The organism is Alphaproteobacteria bacterium (assembly GCA_025210155.1).
Taxonomy (GTDB): Bacteria; Pseudomonadota; Alphaproteobacteria; order Rs-D84; family CASDRH01; genus JAOASE01.
Genome location: JAOASE010000006.1, coordinates 70,185 through 83,098 on the forward strand (window position 1 = coordinate 70,185; position 12,914 = coordinate 83,098).

Genomic DNA, 12,914 nt, shown 5'->3' on the forward strand with positions numbered 1-12,914 from the left:
ATGAGGCACTTTTTTATTTTCCTCTTGATAGTTCTAGCAAAATTCTTTTTAGGTTGTTTTTTTTCGGCTTACTTGATATAATTTTTCTATATAAAATAGGAGATAGTTTTATGAAATTTTTAAAAGTTTTTACATTAATTTTTTCAATTATAATGTCAGTATCATCTAGTTCTTTTGCAATGAACAGAGAATTATATAATGAAATGGAAGAGCAAATAAAAGAGATGGAAACATCACTTCAAAATAATACAAATTTCATGGAAACATTTAAAAGAACTACTGAAAGCTATCTAAAGAAAAGAAAGATTGTTGTTGATGATTTAAAAAAACAATTATCTAACAACAAGATGGAACTTTATAAACTTAAAAAAGAAATGGAAATTTTAAGAAAAGAAGTTGCGGAATTTAAAAAGTTAAAGGCTCAAAATATACAGAATCCTGCAATGGATAGTAAAACTACATCACCAGTGCAATTGGATGCTAAAAACTCTGACGATGCTGTTGTATTACCTATATTGAATAACAATTCAAGCAAGCCTAAGAAAATAGATATTTTGTATATAAGAAAGAATAAAAACTCTATAAACAATGAATTTAAAGAGGATGTTAAAAAATTTAGTAAAGATCCTGCTAACTCAAAGAATGATAGAATAGAAGCGTCATTTGTTTTGGGAAATATTTATTTAACTGAAAAAGATTACGAGAGCGCATCTGTATTTTTCTCAGAAGCTTTTAAAATGGATAGCAAATCTATTTGGGCTGGGAAATCTATGTTAAACATAGGAGATTCTTTAAAAGAGCTTAAAAAGACTCCTAGTGCTTGCAATGCTTATTCTCAAATAATTTCAAAGCAGATAACTGCAGATGAAGAAACTATTAAATTAGCTAATAAAAAATATGCTGAAAATAAATGTAAATAAGGTGTTGAACTTATAATTATATGATTAAAAATTTATTGAAATTTTATATTAAAGAAGGGATAGGTTTTTCTTTTTCGGAAAAGCCTATATCCTACTTAAAAGGTGATAAAGAAGATAGTCCTTCTTATGAGATTGATGACAACTCAAATGAAATTAAAGCACAATCTAAACAAAAAAATAGTAATTTAAAATCACTTCAACAGAGACAAAACTTTGCAACCAATAGAAATATTCAAGAAGCTGAGAAATTAGCTATTAAATCTGCTTCTGTAGAAGAGCTTTCTAATTCAATTAAATCATTTGATGGATGCGACCTTAAGGTTTTAGCCTCTAAGCCTGTTGTAGGTGATGGTATTATGTCTAATCCAACTGTTATGGTTATAGGAGAAGCTCCTTCAAGGGATGATGATAGAACTGGCATTCCATTTTCTGGTGCAGAAGGAACATTATTAGATAAAATGCTTAAAAGCATTGGTTTAAGCAGAAAAGAAAATGCATACCTTAGTAACATTATTAATTGGTGGCCTCCTGGCAATAGACCTACTACTCAAGAAGAAATAGATGTTTCTATTCCCTTTATTAAAAAACATATAGAACTTGTTAATCCTAAGATGATTATCTTGCTTGGTGGAAAAACTACTCAACAAATTTTAAATACAAGAGATACTATAAACAAAACTCACGGTAAGGAATTTGATTATAAGTTTAAAGATGCAGATGGTAATGAAAAAAATATAAAATGCGTTCCTATTTTCACGCCTAATTTTATTATGAATAATGCTAAGATGAAGCCTGTTGTGTGGAAAGATCTGCTATTTATTAAAGACGTGATTGATGAGTTAAAATAAAAAAGGCATCACGACCCACATTTAAATGTTCTGGCTGCTTTCTTCCGAACCTGACCAACTAAACAATAAACATGTCCGTAATGCCTCCTACATTATATAGGAGTTAATAACTTTAATTCAAGCTTTATTTTTTCTTTTTATGGGTTTTTGCTTTAGTAAATACAATTTTATATGCTGGCTTAATAAAGAATATTAAAGCAAAGATAAGATAATAAGTATTATGAATATTTTGTAAAGGTATTATACTTAGACTTAAATATCCCCCTAAAAATATAAATCCCCAAGCGAATAACTTCAAATCTTCTTTGTTTAGATTTTTTAATTTTTCATCTGGAAATTCGCAAAATCTTTTTAACATTTTAATTCTCCCCTTTTTTATTTATGGTAATATTATTACATCTTTTAAGTTCTTTTACAACTAATTTTTAATTTTGGAAAGATAGGACTATGTACCTATTGATTAAAAGTGATATGTCCTATATAATGCAGATATGAGTGGTGATGTTTTGAAGGATTTTCAAAATGGGGAATGTGATTTATCTAAACAATAATTCTTATAAAGAAGCTTTTATTGAACTTGTTAATTCAATTATATCTGAAAAGAGTAATCTATTTATAAACTCTAAAGATTTAATATGTATTACTGATATGGTTTTTGATCAATATAAAGATTCTTATCTTAAAGATGAAATTAAAAATATATATTCAGATGAGTTTAAAAAGAATTTAGACAGATACATTGAGTTTATATTTTCGTCTGAATTTTTAAAGTTTGATGAACTTTTACTTACCAAGTCTGAGGTTAAATTGAAAGAAGTTATAAGAAAAATAAAGTTTTATAATAGAAATCCTTTAAACAAAATTAAATTACTTATATCTAAAAGATCTTTTGTTGAAATAACAATCTTAACTTCTTTACTATTGCTTATATTTACCTTAGGAAATGCGGTACCAAACAAAATGGATAATAAATTTCCTTTACAAATTCAGGTAAATAATAAAATCTCTAAAGAACAAGGGAATATTATTAAATCCATTGTTAAGGCTAAAACTGTAGAAAAAAACATACACTATTCTCTTATATATTCTGACTTAAAAAAGTTTTTAAAAAAAAGATTTAACATTTCTGTTAAATCTTATAAACAAATTCCACAGGAACATTTTGAAGCCTCTGTTGAATTTTTAAATTCTTATTAATTATTTAATCAATTCTGCTTCTAGAGAATATTTACCATTAATACATCCTGCTGAATTCCATTTTCCTGCTAGCATCCCGTTATGATCTTCTAGGCAAATAAGATTATCACTTGTGTTAAGTTTTATAATAATTTCTTCTCTGTCAGTTGATATGTTTATTTCTTTTTCTATGTTAAATAATGCGTAGAATTCTCCATCAACGTATTCGTTAACACCTGAAAGATCTTTTTCAACATGACATTTATAAACAGTATAGCTATCTCTTTTATATTTTTTATAGTCACACATAGCTTCGTACTTATCTGTTTTGATCTTTATAAAATTTTCACCAAGACTTGGAGATATAGATATATTTGAAGGATTATATCTAATTGTTGCTTTTCTTATATTATAAAACAAATCAAATGATCCCTTAGATGTCTTTTGAGGGAAACTGTACTTGTCCTTTGTTAAATTTCTGAAAGTATTTTGAATTTCAACCCTATAGAAAAATCCACCAACTATTAATAATAAAAATATTAATTTTTTCATAATTATTTTCTCCTAAAAATTATTTTTTAGATAAATTGATATTTTGAAAAAAAATGAGAGATATCCGACATTATAAGATAATGGCGGAGGGACCGGGACTCGAACCCGGGGACCAAATAAATCCGGTCACAGATTAGCAATCTGCTGCATTACCACTCTGCCACCCCTCCTTCACTATTTTGATATGCTAATGGTAGCTATTTTTTTTCAAAATGCAAGAAATATATTTGCTATTTCTTCAATTTCTCCTTTGTTTTTGTAGTCTTCGATTTATTTGAAGATTTTTTTGATGTTTTAATATCATTTTTCTTTGAAGAACTTACTGGTAGAGATGGCTTAACCTCCACGTCTTCAACTTTCTTTTCTTTAGTTCTTCTAAGAGTTTTGCCACTAACTATGGCTTCAACCTCTTTTCCACTAAGAGTTTCATACTTGATCAAAGCCTCGGCGATATTTATAAGCTTATCCTTATTTTTAGTTATAAGAGTTTTAGCTGTTTTGTAACCTTCATCTATGAAAGACTTAACTTCATTGTCTATTGCTTCAGCAGTCTTATCTGAAATATTCTTTCTAGCATCTGCTTCGTGATATCCTAAAGATGCTTCTTCATAATATACTTTACCAAGCTTTTCTGATAATCCCCACTTAACAACTGCGTTTCTGGCATAATAAGTAGCGCCTTTTATATCAGAAGATGCTCCCGTAGTAACACTTTCTTTTCCAAACATAGTTTCTTCAGCAACTCTACCCGCAAGATATATTGCTATATGAGCTTTTATTTCTTTTAGGCTCTCAGATACCTTATCACTTTCTGGAAGTTGTTGAACCATTCCTAGAGCCATACCCCTTGGAATTATAGTTACTTTATGTATTGGATCTGTATGAGGTAGTAACGCCGACACTAGAGCATGACCAGCTTCATGGTAAGCTGTATTTTTAACCACATCTTTTGTCATAGACATACTTCTTCTTTCAGAGCCCATTAGTATTTTATCTCTTGCCATATCGAAATCTTTTTGCTCCACCTTTAATTGATTATTTCTAGCTGCAAGTAAAGCGGCTTCGTTAACCAGGTTTTCCAGTTCAGCACCTGAAAAGCCTGGAGTTCCTTTTGCTATAACCCTAATGTCAATTCCCTCAACTGTTTTTACTTTTTTCATGTGAACTGAGATAATGTCCTCTCTTCCTTTTAAATCTGGTAAAGGAACATATACTTGTCTGTCGAAACGACCAGGTCTTAGAAGCGCTTTATCTAACACATCGGCTCTGTTAGTTGCTGCGATAAGTATTACACCTTCATTTCCTGCAAACCCGTCCATTTCAACAAGTAATTGATTTAATGTTTGTTCTCTCTCATCACTTCCACCACCATAACCGGCTCCTCTGTGACGACCAACAGCATCTATTTCATCTATGAAGATAATGCATGGTGCATTCTTAAGACCTTGAGCGAATAGATTTCTAACTCTTGATGCTCCAACACCCACGAACATTTCAACAAAGTCTGAACCTGAGATTGAGAAGAATGGTACATTTGCTTCACCAGCTATTGCCCTAGCAAGTAAAGTTTTACCAGTTCCTGGAGGTCCTACTAAAAGTATACCTTTTGGAACTCTACCTCCGATTCTAGTGAATTTTTTTGGATCTTTTAAAAATTCAACTATCTCTTGAACATCTTCTTTTGCCTGTTCAACACCTTTAACATCTGCAAATGTCTTTTTAATTTTACTTTCAGATGCTTCCTTAACTCTTGGCTTATCTATAGACATTTTTCCAGCACCTTTCATAGATTTAAATATGAAAAGTATTAGAGCTATCCAAAGAATTGTTGAAAAAATATTTAATCCACTTGCCCAACTTAAAGCCTTAGCAGATTCTTTCTTAACATTTGTTTCTACATTATTAGAAGCTAATAGCTCTAGAAAACCATCATAGTATATTACTTCTGTTTTAAAACTTGTTCCATCTTTAAAAATTCCTTCGGCTGTATTATCTTTTAATATAAGAGATTTTACTTTACCTGATTTAACCTCTGAGATTAGTTTTGAAAATGATATTTCTGTTTCTTTTGATGAAGTATTTAAAACTGCATCCCTTATATCTTTTCCTTCTGCTTTAGTTGTAGAAGCCTCTATTTCATTTTTAACTTCATTCAAAGGTAGTTCGACCTGGAACGAATACATAGTTAAAAAAACTAGAGGTATTATTGCTAATAAAAATTTATTACTAAAAGGATTCTTAGGTTTTTTGTTATTCTTTTTTACCATATTTTTGCAACTTTCTTTTATTCATTATTTGTTTGTATAATATAGTTTTAATAGAGGTCTTTTTCAAGTTAATTTTTCTTTTCAAGATCTATTAAAATTTTTTCTTTTGTTTTCTTTGTGAACTTACACCCTGATAGTGTCATAGCCTTTTTGTTTTTAAAATTATTTAAAATTTCAACATGAAGATTTTCTATTTTTTTAATTCTAGGAGCATAATCTTTTTTGCTAAATTCAGTTAAAACTTTTGATAAAAATCTAAGCTGAATTTCCTCAGGATATTTTTTATATTCTTCCGCATCTAAGAATGTAATTCCATTATCTTTTTTTATAATTTTTTTAAAGGCTTCTTCGGTGTAAAATTCGATAGCAGATCTTACCTTTTGAAGAGACGAAATTGTATTACTTAACCTTTCATCTTCTAAGCCCAATTTAGAAAAAATCTTTTTTAAATTTCTAACTTTAACCCTTAGATATTTTTCATCTTTATTAGAAGGGTCTTCTATCCACTTTTGCCTTTGATCTTTTAAATATTTTTTTATTTCCAATTTGGAAACATCCATTAAGGGCCTTACAATATTTAAATCATTTCTTTTAGAATACTCTTTAATACCTGAAAGACCATAAAGACCACTACCCCTTATTAGATTTAGATAAAAAGTTTCTGTTTTTTCGTTTAAATTATGACCAACAAAAATAGTTTTAATACCATGTTCATCGCAATATTTTTTTATTAAATCATATCTATATTCTCTAGCAACAGCTTCTATATTTGATGTAGGAATTTTACCATTATATTTTAAAATAACATTTTTAATTCCAAGTTTATCCATCCAAGAGGACACCCTCCTAGACTCTTTTGCAGAAGATTTCCTAAGGCTGTGATCAACATTAATAACAGATAGATTTACGCTATTTTTATCTGCCCATTTTTTAGAAAGCAAAGCAAGAGCCATAGAATCTGACCCACCTGAAACAGCTATAGCAACAGTATCTTTTTTTGATAAATTATTTTCAGAAAAGATACCTTCAAGCCTTTTAGAAAATGTTGAATAAATTGTCATTAGACCAAACCTTTCTGGATTTTACCTGCCGAATCCACTCTTTTTACCCCATTATAAATCTCTACCACTGGATTATAAGATCCTCTCACCTCTGTCTGCACAGACATCCTATCTGAAGATAACCCCATCTCAGATAACATAATTATTAAATCAGAGGCCCTATCCATAGCATCAACATTATTAGATGATATAACTTTAATTCTAAAAACTGAATTCTTTTGAGTTTTTAAAACACCATTCATTGAATTAAAAATTTCTTTTCTGTTTATTTTATTTTTAGAACTAAAATTTTCAACCTTTATTATTGGTGAAGATGTGGCTTTAGAATTGGAAATTTTCTTTTTATTTATTTTTTTAGATTTATTAAGTTGATTTTTTTTGAAAACAACCACCTCTGTTTTTATCTCGTGTCTTGGCAATTCATAGTAGCCACCTTTTGACATTCTACTATTTAGTTTTTGATATAAAATATTTTCTTTTTCCAATAGCGAAATATACCTAACGATATCTCTTTTCATCTTTGCTGAAATCATAAAATTGGAAGTTTTTATTCTTCTAAAATTAATTTCTGAGTTTTTTATTTTAGATAAATTTTCATCTGAAATATTTTCAAATGACTTAACCTGATCAATAGAAGAATCTAGATAATTAAAATATAATTTATTCTTATCCAGATCAGATAAAATACCTTTCATGTTATCAACATAACCCTCTAATTTTTTTCTTTCAATATTACCCTCAGATAAATAAGATTTTAATTCTTCAAAAACACCTTCTTCTGGTGAAATCCCCATATATAAATCCGCGTTAATTTTTGATGTTATTGCAAGATAATTTTCTAATGAGTTTTTAAACTTATTTTTTTCACTTATAAAATCATTTTTACTACTAATTATTTTAGAGTTAACTTCTTCTATAATATTAGAATGATCAGCAATTTTAGATTCAACAATTCTGTTATCTTTCTCAATCATAGCATCAATACCATTAATATTATTTGACGCACAAGAAGTTAGTAGAAATGCAAATAATATAACTAAATAATTTTTCATAACATATATCCTTTGTTTATCTCCTCATACTTTAATATTATAAAAGCCCTTCATAAAATGAAAGGCTTTTTTAAGTTTTATTTAAAATATCTATATAGTCATATCAAGGAACTTATCAGCTCTCTTCTTAACTATCTTAGATCTAGATATTTTATTTAACTCTTTAAGATTACTCTCTAGAGACTTTCTTAGATTTTCTATAGTCTTTTGAGGATTTCTTTGAGCGCCTCCAATACCTTCAGAAACTATTTCATCTATTATTCCTAATTTCTTAAGATCTTTAGATGTAAACTTTAAAGCTTCTGCAGCAGTCTCTTTTTCATCTCTTGATTTCCAAAGGATTGCTGATGCGCCTTCTGCAGAGATAACTGAATATATAGAGTTTTCTAACATTATAACTCTATCAGCGGCTCCAATTGCTATTGCACCACCAGATCCACCTTCCCCGATTATAACAGAGATAACTGGCACTTCTATTGAAAGAGTTGTTTGAATACTTTTAGCTATAGCTTCGTGTATACCTCTTTCTTCAGATTCTTTACCTGGATATGCTCCTGTGATGTCTATAAGATTTATAACTGGCATATCAAACTTTTCAGCCATTTTCATAATTCTAACAGCTTTTCTGTAACCTTCTGGTTTTGCTTGACCAAAGTTTCTGTAAACACGACTTTGTATATCATTACCTCTTTCTTGAGCTATGATTGCAACAGATTCATTACCTAACTTACCAATACCAGATATAATTGCCTTATCATCACCATATCTTCTATCTCCAGCTAATTCTTGGAAATCTGCCACGAATGAATTAATATAGTCACTTGCAAGAGGTCTTTGAGGATGCCTTGCAATTGCAGAAATTTCAACTGGTTTTAAGTTTGAATATATTTCTTTAGTTTTAGCATTTAGTTCTTTTTCTAGAGCATTTAATTTTTCTAGATCTGGAGATTTTTGTGTTTTAATTTTTTCGATCTTACCAGATAATGCCTCTAATTCTTTTTCAAAGAAAAGAAATTCCATCATTTATCTCCTTAACTATTTTTTAGCCTTAAGCAATAAGCTCATTACGTTACTTAGAGTTGATTTCATATCTTGTCTATCTATAACGATATCAACCATTCCTTTTTCTTTTAAGAATTCTGCTGTTTGGAATTCTTTAGGTAGCTTTTCTCTATTAGTTTCTTCAATAACTCTTCTACCAGCGAAACCAATTCTTGCGCCTTTTTCGGCAATATGAATATCACCAACCATTGCGAAAGAAGCTGGAACTCCACCATATGTAGGATCTGTGAATACAACTATGTAAGGAAGTTTTGCTTCATCTAACATGTTTACACCAACAGTAGTTCTTACCATTTGCATTAGAGATAAAACAGATTCTTGCATTCTTGCTCCACCTGATGCTGTTAAAACAACGAATGGCACTTTTTTACTAACTGCTAATTTCATGGCTTGAACAAGAGCCTCTCCTGTTGCAACGCCCATAGATCCAGCCATAAATCTAAAATCGAATACTGAAATAACAGCTTCTTGACCATTAAGCTTTCCTATAGCAGATTTTATAACGTCTTTTTCACCTGTTTTTGCTCTTTGTTGAGCCAATCTATCTGAATATTTTTTTAAATCCGTAAATTTAAGAGGATCTTCTTTAACTTCTGGATGAGGTAAAGCTTTATACTTTGAATCATCAAACAGTATATCAAATCTCTCTACTGGAGTTAACATCATGTGATAGCCACATTTAGGGCAACTATTTTGAAATTTTTTAAAGTCTTTATGGTGAACCATTTCCCCACATTTAGGGCATGATATCCAAAGGTTTTCAGGCACATCTTTTATTTCAGTTGAAGATGTTTTAATTTTTGGCCTATCTTTTTTTATCCAACTCATTTCTTTTCCTTATTAATTATCAGTATTTAAGCTATCGAACAATACTTTACCTGGCTTAAATCTAACTGATTTTTTAGTCTCAACTCTGATTTTTTTACCAGTTTTAGGATTAAGTCCTTCTCTAGCTTTTTTTAATGAAGGTGTGAACACACCGAAACTTCTTAATTCTACTCTTTTATCTTCTTTTATAGAATCTTTTATTATTGATAAAAAAGACTCCAATAAATATTTAATATCCTTCTCTTTAAGATGAGGATTTTTTTCAGCTAATTCCTTTATTAAATCTGATTTTAACATCTAAAACTCCTTGTTATTTCTCGTAAAATAGCAATTTCTTTTTTATAATGCAACACTTTATTTGATTTAAATATAAAAAGGAAGGCAAAATACCTTCCTTTTGAGCTCCGATTCGCTTTTTTAGAATGTATTTTGGATTTGATTTGAAATATCGAATATACCAAATAGAACCCATGCAACAACAGCAAATATGAACATTAAAGCTATACCATTAAGTATGGCTGCTTGAGCTTTTATAAGCTTAATACTATCTTCTAAGAATTCACTTGCTATCTTTTCCAAAGCTTCTTGGAAATTATCAAGCTCAGAATAAATCGTAAGGTCACCAATAATTTCTCTTGTTGGGAATTCGAATCCCGTTCTATTTAAAGCTTGTCCTAAATTGGCACCATTTCTCATGTAGGCCAATGTTAAATCCAATCTTTCTGTTAGATAGATTGTAGAATCTTTTCTAATCATTTGAACACCTTTTACAATAGGTACTCCGGCTTTAACTAGAGCTGAAAGCGAAAGAAGTAGTGACACACCACTAAACATTCTATACAGAGACCAAGGTGGGACTTTATCTAAGAATTTTCTCAAAGGACCTGTAAGGTATTTTAATGACATACCAATTACAACAAATACAGCTATTACTGCAGGTGGAATATAAAACCAGTAATGAAGCATGAATTCAGACAAATCAATCAAGGATCCTGCCATACCACCAACTTCTTTTCCTTCAAAGAATTCTGCCATAGGCGGAACCATCTTAAGACCAATCATAATAAGTAATAAAAATGTTAATAATATTAGGAATGCAGGATATGCAAGGGCAGATTTAAGAGGTTCTAAAATTCTTTTATAACCTTCTGAAACTCGTATAAGATTAACTAGGGAAACTTCTAATCTAGACATGTCTCCGGCCATTAACATCATTCGTTCTCTTTCAGGAACCCAACCTGATATTGCGTCGGCGAAACTTCTACCTTTCTGAAGTTCATAAATCCAAGCTGAGAGGGCTATTGCAGGTGCTTCTTCCACCTTTTTACCATCATAGGATTCAATCATCCAAATTCTTTCAAGAGCATCTGACAAAGAGAAATTGTTTCGTAGTAAAGAAGCTAGTTTATGGTATATTCTTAGTCTAGCTTCACTGCTACCGTTAAATGAAAATCTTGCGAATTTTACACTTAAAGGCATAATACTATTTATATTTTTTACTCTTACGTTAGGCATTTATACTCTTTCCATAAATTTAAAAGATAATTAACTATATCTATCGATGAATCCACACCATCTTTCAACTTCTTCAATACTAATAAGACCTCTAAACATCTTTTCAACCGCTGCTTCTTTCAGGGTTCTTCCGGATAATTCATTGATCCAGTACTTCATAGCTTCTTCATTTTTATTCACTGTCATAAGTTCTAAGAAATATGCATCTGGAATAATGATTTCTGAACAAACTGTTCTACCTGTAACACCTTTATAGTCACATTGTTCACAACCATCTCCTTTTAATGAAGTTTGTTGTAAACCTATATCACCATAAGCTTTTAATATTCTTTGATAGGCTTTCATTTCTGGATGATCTGCTAGCCTTTTTTTACAATTAGGACACAGTGTCTTGAATAGACGTTGAGCAGTTAATCCTCTCATAATCTCAGGATCTTTAAGCTTAAATGGCTCTACCCCCATATCCATAAGTCTCAAAATAATCGCTGAACCTGAATTGGCATGGAGTGTAGTCCAAACGTTGTGACCAGATAAGGCACCCTTAAAGGCTAATTCTGCTGCGGAAAGTGTTCTGACCTCACCAATCATTAATGAATCGGGATCGGATCTAAGAGAGGCAGCCAAGGCTTTAATGAAAGCCTCTTCTTTTTCTTCTTCGTTTTCTGCATTTGTAACGGGCATCTGTCTCGCACCTGGAATTGGATACTCAGGAGGATCTTCCACCGTAATTAGATTGATTTCATAATTATTTTCTTTTAAGTACTTAATCATATTTCTTTGAAGAGTTGTAGATTTACCCGAGCCGGTTGGACCAGATACAACAACAATACCTGTAGGTGCAGCTCTTAATTCTTGGAACTGTTTATCTTCTAGTTCTGTGAAACCACCAGCTTTTAAATCGTCATTTTTACTACTTGTATTGGCATAAAGTAGTCGCATAACTAAATATTGTGAACCAAAGGCTATGGGATTGAACTGTAAACGAATCGCAAGCACGTTACTTGGAAGATATAAATCTGTATCACCTTGTATAGGTGTATCCCCTAGTTTCTGACCCGCCTGGAATTCATTTTGAGAATAGTTAGAATCTGATATATCTGCAGATGCAAATACTGAACGGACGAATGCCTCTCCCCAGTCTCCACTATACTCTAGAACTGTTTGCATAGTACCATCAACTCTGAAAATAACTGATGTTTCTTTTCCTACTACGACGTGGACGTCGGACACGCCTAGCTTTGCTGCTTTAGCGATGATATCAACATAGGCCTTTTGCATTTCATTTTTGAAATTACCTCTTTGTTGATTTTTATTATCTATAGTTAGGAAACGAGATTCGTTTTGATATAAAGAAGATAGCAATCTCATACCAAGATAAATAGGATCATGTATCTCATAACCACTTCTTTCCATTAAGGATTTGAATGCAAATACTCTACCGTCAAACTTATGTGTTTCTGAAACTACAAATGTACCATCAGAAAATAGGGCCAAAATGTCTTGATGACCTTTTGCCATTTCTAAATCGGAGAAGTCACTTGTTAATAAGCGATTTTCATCAGCAAATAGTTTCTCTGCTAGATCTTCTTCATTTAGATTTAATAGATCTTCTTCTTTTATTATAGCCATTCAT

The 12,914-nt window shown here is 30.7% G+C and carries 13 protein-coding genes, 1 tRNA gene and 1 other RNA gene; 3 read left to right on the top strand and 12 right to left on the bottom strand.

Annotation, left to right across the window (positions count from 1 at the left end):
* The first annotated feature begins 110 nt into the window (after nucleotides 1-110).
* Together N4A44_01990 and N4A44_01995 are read left to right on the top strand one after the other, a co-directional pair.
* Entirely contained in the window at nucleotides 111-920 is an 810-nt protein-coding gene (locus N4A44_01990; GenBank protein ID MCT4552415.1) for a hypothetical protein, read from the top strand.
* A gap of 20 nt (nucleotides 921-940) precedes the next feature.
* Nucleotides 941-1,768: a uracil-DNA glycosylase gene (locus N4A44_01995; GenBank protein MCT4552416.1), complete on the top strand. Its 828-nt coding sequence runs from the start codon at nucleotides 941-943 to the stop codon at nucleotides 1,766-1,768.
* Here the strand turns inward: N4A44_01995 and ffs are convergent.
* Nucleotides 1,765-1,858: signal recognition particle sRNA small type (gene ffs / locus N4A44_02000), an RNA gene on the bottom strand. The two genes, N4A44_01995 and ffs, sit on opposite strands and share 4 nt — an antisense overlap.
* Before the next feature lie 34 nt (nucleotides 1,859-1,892).
* Complete coding sequence (locus N4A44_02005) at nucleotides 1,893-2,126, bottom strand: hypothetical protein (GenBank protein MCT4552417.1); 234 nt, start codon at nucleotides 2,124-2,126, stop codon at nucleotides 1,893-1,895.
* A 164-nt stretch (nucleotides 2,127-2,290) separates the two neighbouring features.
* On the opposite strand from N4A44_02005, the gene N4A44_02010 reads away from it, so the two are divergent.
* Nucleotides 2,291-2,965 (top strand): ORF6C domain-containing protein, encoded by a 675-nt coding sequence (locus N4A44_02010; protein MCT4552418.1) that lies wholly within the window; start codon nucleotides 2,291-2,293, stop codon nucleotides 2,963-2,965.
* Here N4A44_02010 and N4A44_02015 read toward each other — a convergent pair whose 3' ends face one another.
* The 10 genes from N4A44_02015 to N4A44_02060 form a co-directional block, all read right to left on the bottom strand.
* Nucleotides 2,966-3,496 carry a hypothetical protein gene (locus tag N4A44_02015; GenBank protein MCT4552419.1) on the bottom strand — a complete coding sequence of 177 codons (531 nt, stop codon included), beginning with the start codon at nucleotides 3,494-3,496 and terminating at the stop codon, nucleotides 2,966-2,968. It lies immediately after the preceding gene.
* Nucleotides 3,497-3,577: 81 nt separating this feature from the next.
* A tRNA-Ser gene (locus N4A44_02020) sits at nucleotides 3,578-3,666 on the bottom strand.
* A 60-nt stretch (nucleotides 3,667-3,726) separates the two neighbouring features.
* Complete coding sequence (gene ftsH, locus N4A44_02025) at nucleotides 3,727-5,763, bottom strand: ATP-dependent zinc metalloprotease FtsH (GenBank protein MCT4552420.1); 2,037 nt, start codon at nucleotides 5,761-5,763, stop codon at nucleotides 3,727-3,729.
* Between the two features lie 68 nt (nucleotides 5,764-5,831).
* A complete protein-coding gene (tilS, locus tag N4A44_02030; protein ID MCT4552421.1) occupies nucleotides 5,832-6,824 on the bottom strand; it encodes a tRNA lysidine(34) synthetase TilS in 993 nt (330 codons plus the stop codon).
* Nucleotides 6,824-7,876, bottom strand: coding sequence for a hypothetical protein (locus N4A44_02035; GenBank protein ID MCT4552422.1), 1,053 nt, complete (start codon nucleotides 7,874-7,876; stop codon nucleotides 6,824-6,826). The genes tilS and N4A44_02035 overlap by 1 nt, the downstream gene beginning before the upstream one ends.
* A 90-nt stretch (nucleotides 7,877-7,966) precedes the next feature.
* On the bottom strand, nucleotides 7,967-8,896 hold the full coding sequence (locus N4A44_02040) for an acetyl-CoA carboxylase carboxyltransferase subunit alpha (GenBank protein MCT4552423.1): 930 nt from the start codon (nucleotides 8,894-8,896) through the stop codon (nucleotides 7,967-7,969).
* Nucleotides 8,897-8,911: 15 nt separating this feature from the next.
* A complete protein-coding gene (gene accD / locus N4A44_02045; protein ID MCT4552424.1) occupies nucleotides 8,912-9,766 on the bottom strand; it encodes an acetyl-CoA carboxylase, carboxyltransferase subunit beta in 855 nt (284 codons plus the stop codon).
* 12 nt (nucleotides 9,767-9,778) lie between these two features.
* The gene (locus tag N4A44_02050; GenBank protein MCT4552425.1) at nucleotides 9,779-10,063 is read right to left on the bottom strand and encodes an integration host factor subunit beta; all 285 of its coding nucleotides are present in this window, start codon (nucleotides 10,061-10,063) and stop codon (nucleotides 9,779-9,781) included.
* Nucleotides 10,064-10,183: 120 nt separating this feature from the next.
* Nucleotides 10,184-11,281, bottom strand: coding sequence for a type II secretion system F family protein (locus tag N4A44_02055; GenBank protein ID MCT4552426.1), 1,098 nt, complete (start codon nucleotides 11,279-11,281; stop codon nucleotides 10,184-10,186).
* A gap of 30 nt (nucleotides 11,282-11,311) precedes the next feature.
* Nucleotides 11,312-12,910 carry an ATPase, T2SS/T4P/T4SS family gene (locus tag N4A44_02060; GenBank protein ID MCT4552427.1) on the bottom strand — a complete coding sequence of 533 codons (1,599 nt, stop codon included), beginning with the start codon at nucleotides 12,908-12,910 and terminating at the stop codon, nucleotides 11,312-11,314.
* Nucleotides 12,911-12,914 lie beyond the last annotated feature (4 nt).

Excerpts from the sequence above, each read along its gene's own strand:
- N4A44_02050 (MCT4552425.1), bottom strand. The coding sequence starts at position 10,063 with ATGTTAAAATCAGATTTAATAAAGGAATTAGCTGAAAAAAATCCTCAT.
- ftsH (MCT4552420.1), bottom strand. The coding sequence starts at position 5,763 with ATGGTAAAAAAGAATAACAAAAAACCTAAGAATCCTTTTAGTAATAAA.
- N4A44_02010 (MCT4552418.1), top strand. The coding sequence starts at position 2,291 with ATGGGGAATGTGATTTATCTAAACAATAATTCTTATAAAGAAGCTTTT.
- N4A44_02015 (MCT4552419.1), bottom strand. The coding sequence starts at position 3,496 with ATGAAAAAATTAATATTTTTATTATTAATAGTTGGTGGATTTTTCTAT.
- N4A44_01995 (MCT4552416.1), top strand. The coding sequence starts at position 941 with ATGATTAAAAATTTATTGAAATTTTATATTAAAGAAGGGATAGGTTTT.
- N4A44_01990 (MCT4552415.1), top strand. The coding sequence starts at position 111 with ATGAAATTTTTAAAAGTTTTTACATTAATTTTTTCAATTATAATGTCA.
- N4A44_02055 (MCT4552426.1), bottom strand. The coding sequence starts at position 11,281 with ATGCCTAACGTAAGAGTAAAAAATATAAATAGTATTATGCCTTTAAGT.
- tilS (MCT4552421.1), bottom strand. The coding sequence starts at position 6,824 with ATGACAATTTATTCAACATTTTCTAAAAGGCTTGAAGGTATCTTTTCT.
- N4A44_02060 (MCT4552427.1), bottom strand. The coding sequence starts at position 12,910 with ATGGCTATAATAAAAGAAGAAGATCTATTAAATCTAAATGAAGAAGAT.
- N4A44_02035 (MCT4552422.1), bottom strand. The coding sequence starts at position 7,876 with ATGAAAAATTATTTAGTTATATTATTTGCATTTCTACTAACTTCTTGT.
- N4A44_02040 (MCT4552423.1), bottom strand. The coding sequence starts at position 8,896 with ATGGAATTTCTTTTCTTTGAAAAAGAATTAGAGGCATTATCTGGTAAG.
- accD (MCT4552424.1), bottom strand. The coding sequence starts at position 9,766 with ATGAGTTGGATAAAAAAAGATAGGCCAAAAATTAAAACATCTTCAACT.
- N4A44_02005 (MCT4552417.1), bottom strand. The coding sequence starts at position 2,126 with ATGTTAAAAAGATTTTGCGAATTTCCAGATGAAAAATTAAAAAATCTA.